Origin of the sequence: Streptomyces sp. NBC_00090 (assembly GCF_045160815.1) — a bacterium.
GTDB lineage: Bacteria > Actinomycetota > Actinomycetes > Streptomycetales > Streptomycetaceae > Streptomyces.
The window spans coordinates 7,165,173-7,178,672 of sequence record NZ_CP108224.1 but is presented as its reverse complement, the minus strand read 5'-3'; the positions used below and the strand labels follow the sequence as shown (position 1 = coordinate 7,178,672).

General features: G+C 71.0%; 13 protein-coding genes. 6 read left to right on the top strand and 7 right to left on the bottom strand.

Features of this window, described 5'->3' with window-relative positions; genetic code table 11:
* Positions 1 to 17: 17 nt before the first annotated feature.
* The 5 genes from pucL to OG361_RS31930 all read right to left on the bottom strand — a co-directional run bounded on the left by pucL (position 18) and on the right by OG361_RS31930 (position 2,638).
* Positions 18 to 941, bottom strand: a complete 924-nt coding sequence (gene pucL / locus OG361_RS31950) for a factor-independent urate hydroxylase (RefSeq protein WP_314621909.1) — start codon at positions 939 to 941, stop codon at positions 18 to 20.
* A 5-nt stretch (positions 942 to 946) separates the two neighbouring features.
* Positions 947 to 1,336: a hydroxyisourate hydrolase gene (gene uraH / locus OG361_RS31945; RefSeq protein ID WP_384569743.1), complete on the bottom strand. Its 390-nt coding sequence runs from the start codon at positions 1,334 to 1,336 to the stop codon at positions 947 to 949.
* Positions 1,333 to 1,848 carry a 2-oxo-4-hydroxy-4-carboxy-5-ureidoimidazoline decarboxylase gene (gene uraD / locus OG361_RS31940; RefSeq protein WP_405859050.1) on the bottom strand — a complete coding sequence of 172 codons (516 nt, stop codon included), beginning with the start codon at positions 1,846 to 1,848 and terminating at the stop codon, positions 1,333 to 1,335. The genes uraH and uraD overlap by 4 nt, the downstream gene beginning before the upstream one ends.
* 155 nt (positions 1,849 to 2,003) lie before the next feature.
* Complete coding sequence (locus OG361_RS31935) at positions 2,004 to 2,342, bottom strand: helix-turn-helix domain-containing protein (protein WP_405862553.1); 339 nt, start codon at positions 2,340 to 2,342, stop codon at positions 2,004 to 2,006.
* Between the two features lie 44 nt (positions 2,343 to 2,386).
* Entirely contained in the window at positions 2,387 to 2,638 is a 252-nt protein-coding gene (locus OG361_RS31930; protein ID WP_351904120.1) for a hypothetical protein, read from the bottom strand.
* A 140-nt stretch (positions 2,639 to 2,778) separates the two neighbouring features.
* Between OG361_RS31930 and OG361_RS31925 the strand changes: the two genes are divergently transcribed.
* From OG361_RS31925 to OG361_RS31910, 4 genes are all read left to right on the top strand, one after another.
* Positions 2,779 to 3,612 (top strand): TIM barrel protein, encoded by an 834-nt coding sequence (locus tag OG361_RS31925; RefSeq protein ID WP_405859048.1) that lies wholly within the window; start codon positions 2,779 to 2,781, stop codon positions 3,610 to 3,612.
* A 57-nt stretch (positions 3,613 to 3,669) separates the two neighbouring features.
* The gene (locus tag OG361_RS31920; protein ID WP_405859046.1) at positions 3,670 to 4,560 is read left to right on the top strand and encodes a 2-hydroxy-3-oxopropionate reductase; all 891 of its coding nucleotides are present in this window, start codon (positions 3,670 to 3,672) and stop codon (positions 4,558 to 4,560) included.
* A gap of 185 nt (positions 4,561 to 4,745) precedes the next feature.
* Positions 4,746 to 6,203 carry a catalase gene (locus tag OG361_RS31915; RefSeq protein WP_405859044.1) on the top strand — a complete coding sequence of 486 codons (1,458 nt, stop codon included), beginning with the start codon at positions 4,746 to 4,748 and terminating at the stop codon, positions 6,201 to 6,203.
* A gap of 621 nt (positions 6,204 to 6,824) precedes the next feature.
* The gene (locus OG361_RS31910; protein WP_384561378.1) at positions 6,825 to 7,490 is read left to right on the top strand and encodes an HNH endonuclease; all 666 of its coding nucleotides are present in this window, start codon (positions 6,825 to 6,827) and stop codon (positions 7,488 to 7,490) included.
* Here OG361_RS31910 and OG361_RS31905 read toward each other — a convergent pair.
* Positions 7,426 to 8,661 (bottom strand): MFS transporter, encoded by a 1,236-nt coding sequence (locus tag OG361_RS31905; RefSeq protein WP_405859042.1) that lies wholly within the window; start codon positions 8,659 to 8,661, stop codon positions 7,426 to 7,428. The genes OG361_RS31910 and OG361_RS31905 overlap by 65 nt on opposite strands.
* A gap of 73 nt (positions 8,662 to 8,734) precedes the next feature.
* Here OG361_RS31905 and OG361_RS31900 point away from each other — a divergent pair, with 73 nt between their 5' ends.
* The gene (locus tag OG361_RS31900; protein WP_405859040.1) at positions 8,735 to 9,727 is read left to right on the top strand and encodes an ArsR family transcriptional regulator; all 993 of its coding nucleotides are present in this window, start codon (positions 8,735 to 8,737) and stop codon (positions 9,725 to 9,727) included.
* A 114-nt stretch (positions 9,728 to 9,841) separates the two neighbouring features.
* On the opposite strand, the gene gcl is transcribed toward OG361_RS31900, so the two are convergent.
* On the bottom strand, positions 9,842 to 11,629 hold the full coding sequence (gene gcl, locus OG361_RS31895; RefSeq protein WP_405859038.1) for a glyoxylate carboligase: 1,788 nt from the start codon (positions 11,627 to 11,629) through the stop codon (positions 9,842 to 9,844).
* A 234-nt stretch (positions 11,630 to 11,863) separates the two neighbouring features.
* Between gcl and OG361_RS31890 the strand changes: the two genes are divergently transcribed.
* Positions 11,864 to 13,399, top strand: a complete 1,536-nt coding sequence (locus OG361_RS31890) for a hypothetical protein (RefSeq protein WP_405859036.1) — start codon at positions 11,864 to 11,866, stop codon at positions 13,397 to 13,399.
* The last annotated feature ends 101 nt before the right edge of the window (positions 13,400 to 13,500 follow it).

The following is a 13,500-nucleotide window of genomic DNA, read 5'->3' as shown; positions in this document are numbered from 1 at the left end:
CGTCACTCAGATGGCGCTTAGAGGTTGGTCATGTCGACCGGGATCTGCGCCGTCGCTCCGTCGCGGAGGACGGTGGCCTCGATGAGGCCGTACATGCGGTCGGCGGCGTAGTAGACCTCGTTGTCGTTCTTCAGACCGAAGGGCTCGAGGTCGACCAGGAAGTGGTGCTTGTTCGGGAGCGAGAAGCGGACTTCGTCGATCTCCGAGCGGTGGTTGATGATGCGCGTGGCCATCTGGTACAGCGTCTGCTGGAGGGAGTACGAGTACGTCTCCGAGAAGGCCTCGAGCATGTGCTTCCGGGTCTGCTCGTAGGACCGCTCCCAGTTGGGCATGCGCTGGTCGTCGTCGGTCCAGTTGAACCGCCAGCGGGCGGAGACCTGCGTGGCCAGGATGCGGTCGTACGCCTCCTGGAGCGTCGTGTACTTGTCCTTGATGTAGCCCCAGAACTCCGAGTTGGTGGAGTTCATGACGACGAGGTCCTTGAGGCCGGAGATGACCTCCCACTTCTCGCCGTCGTAGGTGACCTGGGTGACGCGGGTCTCCTGGCCCTTGCGGGCGAAGGAGTGGTTGACCTCTTCGGCGCCGATGAACTTGGAGTTGGCGTCGGAGGAGGCGATGCGCTCCCAGGAGTACTCCTCGATCCGGATGCGCGCCTGCTTGATCGGCTCCTGGCTCGTCACGAAGTGACGGGCGAGGTGGATGCCGAACTGCTCGGCGGACTCGATGCCGTACTCCTTGGCGAACGCGAAGATGGTGTTCTTCGTCGTGTCGGTGGGGAGGCAGTGGGCGTTGGAGCCGGTGAGGTGGACGTCGTCGAGGTCGCCGGAGAGGGCGACGGAGACGTTCAGGTCCTTGATGTGGTGGGTGTCGCCGTCCCGCGTGATCTTGACGACGCGGTTCTCTGCTTTGCCGTACTGGTTCTGGCCGAGAATCGTGGGCATGTCTGCTAGCTCCCTCGGTAAACGGAGTAGCCGAACGGGTTGAGCAGCAGCGGTACGTGATAGTGCTCGCCCGGCTTGACGGCGAACGTGATCGCCACCTCCGGGAAGAACGCACCGCTGTCCCTTACGCGGGGGGCGTCCTGCTGCGCCTCGGCTTGCTTCTTGGCGAAGTACGTCTCGGTCTCGAAGTCGAGACGTACGTGGGTGGTTTCTTCCGGCAGGGCCGGCAGGTCCTTGCAGCGCCCGTCCGCGTCGGTGGCGGAGCCTCCGAGCGCGACCCACTCGGCGTCGGAGCCGCTGCGGGCCGCGAGCGTGATGGCCACGCCCTCGGCGGGGCGGCCGATGCTGGTGTCCAGGATGTGGGTGGACACCGAGGCCGTGGTGTCGGTGCTCATGCGGAGCTCTCTTCCTCTACGAGACGGGTCAGCCGGATGCGGTTGATCTTGCCCAGTTCGGTGCGGACGATCTCCCGCTCCTCCTCGGGCGAGTTCCCGATCCGGTCCCGGACCGCGTCGCGCATCTGCTCGCCGGTCCTGCCGGTGGCGCAGATGAGGAAGACATGACCGAACTTGTCCTGGTAGGCCAGGTTGAGTTCGAGCATCTCGGCCTTGAGCTCCGCGGAGGCGCCGGCCATCCCGCTCTGTTCGCGGGAGGAGGTCGGGTCCCCGGCCTTCGGACGACCGATCGGCGGGTGGCCCGCCATCGCGTCGGCCAGGTCCTCGGCGGTCAGGTCGGCCATGGCGGCGTCGCTGGCGAGGAAGAGGGCTTCGGCGGTGGTGTACGGGCGCTGGGCGACAAGCTTGCTCCCCCACGCCGAGCTGGAGCACACCTCGTGGAGCGCGGCAAGGGCCTCGCTGTCCGCCGAGGTGTTGAACCGGGTGAGACCCGGTGTCGTACCTGAAGTCACGGGAAGCCTCCGTGGCTGTTTTTCGCTGTGCGTCGGACGGGCTGCGGATAGCTAACGCCCTCCGCAACACAACGTCAACACTTTGTTGAAAACTCGGCCACACAAAAGCCGTCGTCCCGACATCTGGACGACGGCTTGTGGTCAAACAAGATCAACTAGCCGTTCTCGGCGGCCTTTTCCCTGTTCAGGGCGGTTTCTCTGTTCAAGTAGTTGTACACGGTGAAGCGGCTGACACCCAGCGCACCCGCCACGGTCTCCACCCCATGGCGTACCGAGAAGGCACCGCGCGCCTCCAGAAGGCGGACGGCCTCCTGCTTCGCCTTGCGGTCGAGTTCGGCCAGCGGCATCCCGTGCCGCCGCTCCATCGCGGCGAGGATCCGGTCCAGGGAGTCCGAGAGCTGCGGCAGCCGTACGGCGAGCACGTCCTCCCCCTCCCAGGAGAGGACCACGTCGTCGGCCTCCGCCTGCGCGGCGCCGACGAGCTCCGCTCCCATAGCGTCGACCAGCGGCTTCACCGCCGCGACCAAGGGGTGTTCCGTCACTTCTCGCCCTCCCCGATCACATTCACCTGGAGCGAGACACGGGTGGCACCGGCCGCGAGCGAGCTGCGCAGCAGCGCGTCGACCGCGGTGAGCACCTCGTCGGCGCCACCTTCCGCCGTGTTGCCGAAGGGGCCGACGTCGACCGCGTCCAGTTCGGCCGACTGGATGACCTCACGGGCCACGACCGCGTGCGCCGGCGCCTCGTCGAGGTCGAACGGCTCGGTCGTGAACTCCACTCTCAAACGCACCATGGACCCAAAGTACGGCCCCGCTCCGGCCCGCGGGAGCCCCGGACCTGCGGGGACCTCTTGACAAGTGGGACGCCCTGCTTGCAACATTCCGTCAGACAGAAACTTACTTCCGCGATACGGAAGGAGCGCCGCCCCTCATGGGATACACGGACCAGCGCTTCGATGTGAACCTGTCGATCCTCTTCACGGAACTCCCGCTCCTGGAGCGCCCCGCGGCGGCCGCCGCGGCGGGCTTCACGGCGGTCGAGCTGTGGTGGCCCTGGATCGACACCGCCACCCCCGAGCAGAGCGAGCTCGACGCCCTCAAGAAAGCCCTTGAGGACGCCGGCACCCAGCTGGTGGGCCTGAACTTCTACGCCGGACAGCTCCCCGGCCCGGACCGCGGCGCGGTCTCGGTACCGGGCGAGGAGTCCGAGCGCTTCCGGGCCAACATCGACATCGCCGCGGACTTCGCCGCCTCGGTCGGCTGCAAGGCGCTCAACGCGCTCTACGGCAACCGCGTCGAGGGCGTGGACCCGGCGGTCCAGGACGCCCTCGCCCTGGAGAACCTGGTCCTGGCGGCCCGGGCCGCCGACCGCGTCGGCGCGATCCTGCTGATCGAGACCCTCAACAAGCCGGAGTCGCCGCTCTACCCGCTGGTGAGCGCCCCCTCCGCGATCGAGGTCGTCGACAAGGTCAACGAGGCGACCGGGCTCGGCAACGCCAAGTTCCTGCTCGACATCTACCACCTGTCGATGAACGGCGAGGACGTCAGCCGGGTCATCGCGGAGTACGCCGACAAGACCGGCCACGTCCAGATCGCCGACAACCCGGGCCGCGGCGCGCCGGGCACCGGCGAGCTCCCCCTGGAGCAGCTCCTCGACGAGCTGAAGAAGGCCGGTTACGACGGCTGGATCGGCCTGGAGTACAAGGCCGCCGACGCCGCCGCGTCCTTCGAGTGGCTCCCGGCCGAGGCCCGCCCGGCCCGCTGACGCGCGGCCCCGCCGCCACCCTCCCCAGTACCACCAGTTTTGAGAGGCACCCTCACGATGAGCAATCTCCCCAAGATCGCCTGGATCGGTCTCGGCATCATGGGCTCGCCCATGTCCGAGAACCTGCTGAAGGCCGGCTACTCGGTCACCGGCTTCACGCTGGAGCAGGACAAGCTGGACCGGCTGGCCAAGGCCGGCGGCACCTCCGCCGCGTCGATCGCCGAGGCCGTGAAGGACGCCGACGTCATCGTCACGATGGTGCCCGCGTCGCCGCACGTCGAGGCCATCTCCTACGGCCCCGAGGGCATCCTGGAGAACGCCAGGCGGGGCGCGCTGATCGTCGACATGTCGTCGATCACCCCGCAGACCTCGGTCGACCTCGCGAAGAACGCCGCCGAGAAGGGCATCCGCGTCATCGACGCCCCGGTGTCCGGTGGCGAGGCCGGCGCGATCGAGGCCGTGCTCTCGATCATGGTCGGCGGCGAGCAGGCCGACTTCGACGAGGCCCTCCCGATCCTGGAGGCCCTCGGCAAGACCATCGTGCTCTGCGGCCCGCACGGCTCCGGCCAGACGGTGAAGGCCGCCAACCAGCTGATCGTCGCGGTCAACATCCAGGCCTGCGCCGAGGCCGTCGTCTTCCTCGAGAAGTCCGGCGTGAACCTCCAGGCCGCCCTGGACGTCCTCAACGGCGGTCTGGCCGGCTCCACGGTCCTGACCCGCAAGAAGGACAACTTCCTGAACCGGGACTTCAAGCCCGGCTTCCGGATCGACCTGCACCACAAGGACATGGGCATCGTCACCGACGCCGCCCGCAACGTCGGTGCGGCCCTCCCGGTCGGTGCCGTCGTCGCCCAGCTCGTCGCCTCCCTGCGCGCTCAGGGTGACGGCGGCCTGGACCACTCGGCCCTGCTGCGCGCCGTCGAGCGCCTCTCCGGCCAGCAGGTCTGACCCAGCGCCCCGTAACGGGGCCCCTGATTTCCGGTCGGCGGCGGCGCTGACACCTGTCCTGTCGCGCCCAGGCGCCGCCGCCGACCGGAACACCACACTTCATTTTCAACAAACTGTTGACGTTACGTTCGGGCCGAATTTACGCTCCTCGGACCGTCAGCAGAGTTCCCGTACGGAAGGTCACGATGTCGAAGCGCGTGCTTACGACCGAGTCCGGCGCCCCCGTCGCCGACAACCAGAACTCCGCCACCGCCGGCGTCGGTGGCCCCATCCTCCTCCAGGACCAGCACCTGCTGGAGAAGCTCGCGCGCTTCAACCGTGAGCGGATCCCGGAGCGCGTGGTGCACGCCCGAGGCTCCGGCGCGTACGGCTACTTCGAGGTGACCGACGACGTCACCGCGTACACCAAGGCGGACTTCCTCGGTGAGGTCGGCAAGCGGACCGAGACCTTCATCCGGTTCTCCACCGTGGCCGACTCGCTCGGCGGCGCGGACGCGGTCCGCGACCCCCGCGGCTTCGCCCTGAAGTTCTACACCGAAGAGGGCAACTACGACCTCGTCGGCAACAACACCCCGGTGTTCTTCATCAAGGACCCGATCAAGTTCCCCGACTTCATCCACTCCCAGAAGCGCGACCCCTTCACGGGCAAGCAGGAGGCGGACAACGTCTGGGACTTCTGGGCGCACGCCCCCGAGGCGACGCACCAGATCACCTGGCTCATGGGTGACCGCGGCATCCCGGCCTCGTACCGTCACATGAACGGCTACGGCTCGCACACCTACCAGTGGACCAACGAGGCGGGCGAGGCCTTCTTCGTCAAGTACCACTTCAAGACGAACCAGGGCATCCGCAGCCTCTCCGCCGACCAGGCCGCCGAGCTCGTCGGCAAGGACGCGAACTCGCACCAGACCGACCTGCTCCAGGCCATCGAGCGCGGTGTGAACCCCTCGTGGACCCTGTACGTCCAGGTCATGCCGGCCGCCGAGGCCGTGGACTACCGCTTCAACCCCTTCGACCTCACCAAGGTGTGGCCGCACAGCGACTACCCGCTGCAGCGCGTGGGCCGCCTGGTCCTCGACCGCAACCCGGAGAACGTCTTCGCCGAGGTCGAGCAGGCCGCCTTCTCCCCGAACAACTTCGTCCCCGGCATCGGTCCCTCGCCGGACAAGATGCTCCAGGGCCGTCTCTTCGCCTACGCGGACGCCCACCGCTACCGCCTCGGCGTGAACCACACCCTGCTGCCGGTGAACGCCCCCAAGGCGACCACGGCCGAGAACTACGGCCGCGACGGCTTCATGGCCACCCGCAACGGCTCGCGCCACGACAAGAACTACGAGCCCAACTCGTACCAGGGCCCGGCCCAGACCGACGCCGCGCTCTCCGCGCCGCTCGCGATCCACGGCTGGACCGGCACCCACGAGGCGCCCGCGCACACCAAGGACGACGACTTCTTCCAGGCCGGCGAGCTCTACCGCCTGATGTCCGCCGAGGAGAAGAACCGTCTGATCGCCAACATCGCCGGCGGTCTCTCCCAGGTGTCCCGCGAGGACGTCATCGAGAAGAACCTCGCGCACTTCGCCGCCGCCGACCCGGAGTACGGCAAGCGCGTGGCCGAGGCGGTCCGCGCCCTGCGCGAGGACTGACAGCACCGCAGCACCCAGACTGCGTACGGCGCCTGACGGGAGGTCAGTGCCGTACGCGGTCCGGATCGCCGGCCCGGATGAGGGGTGGTCGGCGGACCGGACAAGCGTGAGGACCGCGGCGGCGCCGAGCCAGTGCGGTGGTAAGGACGTCGGGCCCCCTTCTTGACCTGAAAGAAGGGACGGCCGGCACGCCCGTCGGCACCGCCGCGGTCCCAACGCCCAGCCCCTCCCCGCCCCTCCGTGGGGCCCCACAGACTCCGTCCGGCGGCGCGAACGTCCCACTCCCGACGCCGCCCTCGCACTGCTTCGCAGGCTTCGGACGGCTGCGTCGGACTCCGTCCGCCGGCCCCGGAAGCAGGTACGCCCACAGACTCCGTCCGGCGGCGCGAACGTCCTGTCGCGCCAGCCTCGTGCCGTCGGACGGGCATCACCGGAGAGCGCGGAACCAGGTTTACGGTCCCTGGTTCCGCGCTCTTCTTCGTATGTACGGAGGGACACGTCCACCGACGGGCGTACGGGAGCCCAGCGCATCGTTTCTGCGGTGAAGATCCGCACCCGCTCGGACGAGCGCACCGCGATTTGGGCCCTGTGCGCCCCGCGACCGGCGCTATCCACTGGTACATGATCAAGAACCTGATGCGCGGTCTCGCGCCGCTCGCCCTGATCCTGTCCCCGCTCGCCGTCCCCTCCCCCGCCCTCTCCGCCAACGTCATCCTCTTCCCCGACGCGCTCGCCGAGCTCACCGAGGCGGCCGAGGACCCGGACGGCTACAAGGCGACGGCGTTCCGCCACTGGAACCAGGGCCTCGACCCGGCCGACGGCTGCGACACCAGCTCCGAGGTCCTCATCTCCGAGGCCCAGGACGCCCCGAAGTCCGGCGCGAAATGCGCGCTGAGCGGCGGCCGGTGGACCTCCTCCTACGACGGCCAGAGCGTCACCGACCCGACCGCGCTCCGCGTCGACCACCTCGTCGCGCTGGAGGAGGCCTGGCAGTCGGGGGCCTCCGGCTGGACGGCGGCCCGGCGCGAGCAGTACGCCAACGACCAGGGCGCCGCCGCGACCCTCGTCGCCGTCACCGCCCGCAGCCAGAAGGAGAAGGCCGGGCGCGACCCGGCCGAGTGGGTGCCCACGGACGCCGGCCGCTACTGCCCCTACGTCGGCGCGTGGGTGAGCACCAAGCTGCGCTGGGGCCTCTCCGCCGACAAGGACGAGGTGGAGGCGCTCAAGCTGTTCGCCGACGGGCCGTGCGAGGAGACGGTCGTGTTCCGCTCGAAGGCGCCTCGGTAGGACGTGGCGGCTCGTCGGCCTTCCGGTCGGCCCGCGCGAGTGCCAGGGTCACGGTGAGCGAGGCGAGGGCGAGCAGCACCATCCCCGTACGCGGTGACGTGTACTGGGCGAGGGTGCCCGCCAGCGCCGCGCTCACGCCCTGGAGGGCGAGCATCCCGGAGGTGTGGAGCCCGAGCGCGTGGCCGCTCAGCTCCGCCGGCACCAGTTCCATCAGCCGTTCCTGGTGCAGCAGGCTCGCCCCGTACCCGACCGCCGAGACCGTCACCGCGAGGAGCGCGAGCGGTGGCGCGGGGTCCAGGGCGAACACCGGGAACGGGGCCGCGAGCAGCGCCTGGAGCGGAAAGCGGAGCCGGCCGCGCAGCCGTGCCGGGAGGAACCGGCCGACGGCGACGTCCCCCGCCAGCATCCCGAGCGCCGCGCAGGCGAAGAGGAGCCCGGCGCGCTCGGGGGCGTACGGCACGAAGAGCGACTCGCAGCCCACGATCAGCCCGTTGGGCACCCACAGGGCGAGGTAGCAGCGGCGGCGCGCGGGCGAGGACCACAGGCGCCGGTTGGTGCGCCAGGTCTCGGCGACCGAGGCCCGTCCGCCGGCGCGGGGCGGGCGCTTCCCGAGGCCGAGGCGGGCGAGGAGCGCGGCGGCGAGGTAGAGCCCGGCGCCGACGAGGACCGTGCCGTGCGGCGAGAGCAGGGCGATCAGGACGCCGCCGGCCGCGAAGCCGCCGATCTGGCAGACGCCGACGGCCATGTTCGTCACGGAGCGGCCGAGGAGGTACTCCCCGCGGGGCAGGATCTCGTTGAGGAGCCCGTAGCGCACGCCGCCGCCGAGCGAGGCCGCGAGCCCCTCGGCGAGGAGGACCACGAAGACCGCCCAGGTCGGCAGCGCGGGGATCGCCAGGACGGCGGTGCCCAGGGCGAAGAAGAGGGCGAGCCCGGCGATCGCGGCGCGCGGCGGCAGCCGGTCCGCGGCCGAGAGCAGGGTGGTCGCGCCGATCAACTGGGCGAGGGACGGCCCGAAGAGCGCGAGGGCGGAGAGGAGCGGGGAGCCGGTCGCGCGGAACACGAGCGTGGCGAGACCGAGCCCTGCGATCGTCTGGGCGGCGTTGTGGGCGGAGCCGGTGAGGAAGAGCGGCGTGAACTCGGGGGTCCGGAAGAGCGCGCGGTAGCGGGGCATGCCGGGGAGTCTCCGGGCGGCCCGTCCGCGCCGGTACTGTTTCGCGTGGAGGCGAAACGACGGGGCGGGGGCCATGGGCTGGTGGCGGATCGGTACGGACTCGCTCGCCGGGAGCAGGTTCGTCGTCTCGCCGCTCGCCGAGACGATCGCGGCCCTGAAGACCCTGCACGCCGCCGTCGGCGCCCACCCGGGCGAGCGGGCCTGGCTGACGGCGCACCTGCCCGCGTACCGGGAACACCTCGCCGCCGAACCGCTCGACGCACTGCTCGTACGGGCGGCTCTGGGGGCCACCTGGAACGCCGACTTCCTGACGCCGACGCCGACGGGCGAGCGCGAGCGGTCCTTCGAGGAGGAGGTCGCGGCGGTCCGCGAGGCGGAACCCTTGGACGCCGTACCGCAGTTGGAGGTGGCGGTCGGCGGCCCCGTACCCGAGCCGCTGCGGTCGGCGAGGGATCTGCCGCACCGGATGGCGGGAGTTCTGGAGTGGGTGTGGCGGGAGACGGTGCTTCCCGACTGGCCGCGCCGCCGCCGGGTCCTGGAGGCCGATGTGGTGGCGCGGACCGCGCGGTTGGCCCGGGACGGCTGGGCGGCGGCGCTCGACGAGCTGTCCCCGGGGAAGATGCGCTGGCTGGGGGACGGGCGGCTCCAGGTCAACCCCCGCGCGTATCCGCCGAGACGGGTCGACGGCGGCCGGCTGCTCTTCGTCCCCGTGACGCCGCACCAGGCGTGGGTCTCCTGGGAAGGCTCCGAGCGGTTCGCGATCGTGTACGCGTGCTCCGGCGCCCTCACGGGCGGGACGGGCCCCCTCGTGCCCGAGGCGCTCGGCGCGCTGCTCGGCGGGGCGCGCGCCGGGGTCCTCGTACGGCTCGAATCCCCCAAGTCCACCAGCCAGTTGGTGGCGCTGACCGGACAGGGCCTCGGGTCGGTGGGGCGTCATCTGAAGGTGCTGCTGGATGCCGGGCTCGTACGGCGGGGGCGGGCGGGCCGGTCCGTCCTGTACGAGTGGACGGAGGCGGGCGCGGTTCTGGTGCGGGCGCAGAGGGCCGGCCCGCCGGACGGGCCCTAGACGTGGGGCGGCCCCCGCCCCGGTGCTCCTCGGGGCGGGGGCCGTGTCACGGCACCCGGATCAGACCTTTCGGGTCCCTCAGGCCTTTCGGGTCCGTCAGGCCCTTCGGGTCCCTCAGACCTTGAGGGCCTTGATCGCGGTCGGCGCGTGGCCGGGCTCGGTCGCGAGCTCCTCGAACTCGGTGACGTCGCTCATGTCGACCGTCTTGCTCATCGCGATGTTGGTGATGCGCTCCAGGATGGCCTCGACGACGACCGGGACCTGGAACTCCTGCGCCAGCTTCTTGGCCTCCTCGAAGGCCTCGCCCAGCTTGTCCGGGTCGGTGACGCGGATGGCCTTGACGCCCAGGCCCTCGGCGACCTTGACGTGGTCGACGCCGTAGACGCCGATCTCCGGGGTGTTGATGTTCTCGAACTCGAGGTTGACCTCGAAGTTGATGCCCAGACCGCCCTGCGCCTGCCGGATCAGACCCAGGTAGGCGTTGTTCACGAGGACGTGGACGTAGGGGACCTTGTGCTGGGCGGCGACCGCCAGCTCCTCGATCATGAACTGGAAGTCGTAGTCGCCCGAGATCGCGACGATCGGGGTCTCCGGCTCCGCGGTGGCGGCACCGATGGCGGCCGGGATGGTCCAGCCGAGCGGGCCGGCCTGGCCGCAGTTGATCCAGTGACGCGGCTTGTAGACGTGCAGGAACTGCGCGGCGGCGATCTGGGAGAGGCCGATGGTGGTGACGTAACGGGTCTCCGGGCCGAAGGCCTTGTTCATCTCCTCGTAGACGCGCTGCGGCTTCAGGGGGATGTTGTCGAAGTGCGTACGGCGCTGCAGCGTCGCCTTGCGGTCCTGCGCGGACGCGGCCCACGCGCTGAAGTCCGGCAGCTTGCCGGCCGCCTTCAGCTCCTTGGCGATCTCGATGAAGAGTTCGAGCGCGACCTTGGCGTCGGAGGCGATGCCGAAGTCCGGGGCGAAGATCTTGCCGAGCTGGGTGGGCTCGATGTCGACGTGGACGAACTTCCGGCCCTTGGTGTACGCGTCCAGGTTGTAACCGGTGTGACGGTTGGCCCAGCGGTTGCCGATGCCCAGGACGAGGTCGGACTCCAGGAACGTGGCGTTGCCGTAGCGGTGGGCCGTCTGGACACCGACCATGCCGGCGGCCAGCTCGTGGTCGTCCGGGATGACGCCCCAGCCCATCAGGGTGGAGATGACCGGGACGTTGACGAGCTCGGCGAACTCGACCAGCAGGTCGGAGGCGTCGGCGTTGATGATGCCGCCACCGGCGACGATCAGCGGGCGCTCCGACTCCAGCAGGAACTGGACGGCCTTCTCGGCCTGGGCGCGGGACGCCTGCGGCTTGTAGACCGGCAGCGGCGTGTAGGTCTCCGGGTCGAACTCGATCTCGGTCAGCTGGACGTCGATCGGCAGGTCGATGAGGACCGGGCCGGGACGGCCGGAGCGCATCAGGTGGAAGGCCTGCTGGAAGACGCCGGGGACCTGCGCGGCCTCCAGGACGGTCGTCGCGGCCTTGGTGACCGGCTTGGCGATCGCGGCGATGTCGACGGCCTGGAAGTCCTCCTTGTGGAGCTTCGAGACCGGGGCCTGGCCGGTGATGCAGAGGATCGGGATGGAGTCCGCGATCGCCGAGTAGAGGCCGGTGATCATGTCGGTGCCGGCGGGGCCGGAGGTCCCGATGCAGACGCCGATGTTGCCGGCCTTGGCGCGGGTGTACCCCTCCGCCATGTGGGACGCGCCCTCGACGTGGCGGGCCAGCGTGTGGCCGATGCCGCCGACGTTCTTGAGCTCGCGGTAGAAGGGGTTGATCGCCGCGCCGGGCACGCCGAACGCGGTGGTGACGCCTTCGCGCTTGAGGATCTCAACGGCCGCTGCGGCGGCGGTCATACGAGGCATGGGAGTGCTCCTGCTTCGGCCGGTCGGAGGCAAGCACGCCCTTCGGCTCGGGGAGCCCGGGAGGCTTGTTTCCGTAATGCGGAAATACTGTTCTGCTATACGGAAGTAATGTAGGTGGGGTGGCGGAGAGCCGTCAAGAGAAGTCCGCCCCGCGGGATCCGGAAGTGGCCGAACTCCCTCCCCCGAGGTGGCCGATGGGTGGACGATGGAGCGGAACGACAGGGGGTCGGAGTTGTGGGTGAGTCGGTACCGGTGCGCTGCCCGGAGTGCCAGCGGACGCAGGCGTACGCGGCGCCCGTCTTCCCCTGCGCGTGCGGGAGCCCGGTGGCGCCGCCGGTGACGGCGGGCGCCACGGCGGAACCGCTCACGCACCGGAACTGGACGGACGCGTGGGTCACCGTGCGCTGCGGCGCCTGCGGGCGCGAGGACGACTGGCCCCACCCTGAGCTCGGCTGCGCCTGCGGCACGGTCCTCCGGGTCCCGGTCCGGCCGGTGGGAGCGGAATCCGGCCCGGACGGGGCGGCCGGCGGGGCGGACGGCGGCGCGGATGCCCCGGCGGCGGGAACGGCGGACGGGGGCTCGCACGGCGCGGGCGGATCGCACGGCGCGGGCGGGTCGGCGAACGCGGGCGGATCGACGAGCCCGGGCGGATCGGCGAGCCCGGGCGGATCGGCAAGCACGGGCGGATCGGCAAGCACGGGTGGCTTCGGTGGCTCGGCGAGCGTGGGTGGCTTGAGCGGGACGGGTGGCCTCGGCGGCCTGAGCGGCGCGAACGGTTCAGGCGGACTGGGCGGTGCCGGCGACTCGGGCGGACTGGGCGGCACCGCTGGCTCGGGGCGTGCGGGTGGCGTGGACGGGCCCGGCGGCGTAGACGGCTCGGGCGGTATCGGCCGCTCGGGCGGCCTGGGCGGTGCGGTGGGCGGCGGCGGTTTCGATGGTGTGGAGGCCCAGGGCGGCCGCCGGGGACCGGAGACACCAGGCGGTGGTGCGGCCCGGCCCCGGTCCGTCGAGCCCGGCTCGGAGTGGTTCGGCACGGGACCCACCGGCCGGGACGGCACGGGTACGGGTACGGACACGGGTACGAGCGCGGGTACGAGCGCGGGTACGAGTGCGGGTATGGGTACGGGCGCGAGCGCGGATGCAGGCACGAGCGCGGGTACAGGCACGAGCGCGGGTACAGACGGACCCGCCGACGACGACGCCGACCCGGACGCCCCCGAACCGGACGGCTCCCCCACCGGCGCCACCGGCTTCGGGTCCGGCACCGCGGGTCGGCGTGGTGCGGCGGCCGGCCGGCCCCGGGCCCACACGCACCGCACCTTCGCCGAGCGGTACCCCGCGCACATCCCGCCGCCACCGACGGCCCCTCGCCCGGCACCGGTGCGGGGAGCCTTCCGGCCGGTGACGATCCGGACCGCGCGGGACGCGGTGGCCGCGGCCGCCGGGTACCTGCGCTGGCTCGGTTTCCGGGACGTCGTCCAGCCCGAGGACCGCCCCGCCTCCGGCGTGGACCTGCGGGCTCCCGGGCTCGTCGCCCAGGTGGACCCGAGCACCCGGCCCGCCGGTCTGCGGGCCGTGGAATGCCTCTGGCTCAACGGCCTGAGCTCGCCCACCGAGAGCGTGAGCGTGTTCTTCTCGCTGGCCGGCTACACCCCGGAGGCCCGTAAGCGCGCCGCCGAGATAGGCCTCCCGCTCTTCGTCCTCGACCTGACCGGCACCCCGCAGCCCGTCAACAACGCCGCCGACGAACTGGCCGCCGGCGGCGCCTGACCCCGCCCCCTGGCCCCACCGGCTCGCCCGCCGGCCCCCACCGCACCCCGACACAACACCTCGCCATCCGAAACCGGCCATTCACGCGTGACGATCACGCT

What these genes read in the sequence shown, in the direction of transcription:
- gcl (WP_405859038.1), bottom strand. Translation starts at nt 11,629, where the DNA reads ATGCCTCGTATGACCGCCGCCGCAGCGGCCGTTGAGATCCTCAAGCGC.
- OG361_RS31905 (WP_405859042.1), bottom strand. Translation starts at nt 8,661, where the DNA reads ATGCCCCGCTACCGCGCGCTCTTCCGGACCCCCGAGTTCACGCCGCTC.
- uraH (WP_384569743.1), bottom strand. Translation starts at nt 1,336, where the DNA reads ATGAGCACCGACACCACGGCCTCGGTGTCCACCCACATCCTGGACACC.
- OG361_RS31935 (WP_405862553.1), bottom strand. Translation starts at nt 2,342, where the DNA reads ATGGGAGCGGAGCTCGTCGGCGCCGCGCAGGCGGAGGCCGACGACGTG.
- OG361_RS31920 (WP_405859046.1), top strand. Translation starts at nt 3,670, where the DNA reads ATGAGCAATCTCCCCAAGATCGCCTGGATCGGTCTCGGCATCATGGGC.
- OG361_RS31925 (WP_405859048.1), top strand. Translation starts at nt 2,779, where the DNA reads ATGGGATACACGGACCAGCGCTTCGATGTGAACCTGTCGATCCTCTTC.
- pucL (WP_314621909.1), bottom strand. Translation starts at nt 941, where the DNA reads ATGCCCACGATTCTCGGCCAGAACCAGTACGGCAAAGCAGAGAACCGC.
- OG361_RS31900 (WP_405859040.1), top strand. Translation starts at nt 8,735, where the DNA reads ATGGGCTGGTGGCGGATCGGTACGGACTCGCTCGCCGGGAGCAGGTTC.
- OG361_RS31910 (WP_384561378.1), top strand. Translation starts at nt 6,825, where the DNA reads ATGATCAAGAACCTGATGCGCGGTCTCGCGCCGCTCGCCCTGATCCTG.
- OG361_RS31915 (WP_405859044.1), top strand. Translation starts at nt 4,746, where the DNA reads ATGTCGAAGCGCGTGCTTACGACCGAGTCCGGCGCCCCCGTCGCCGAC.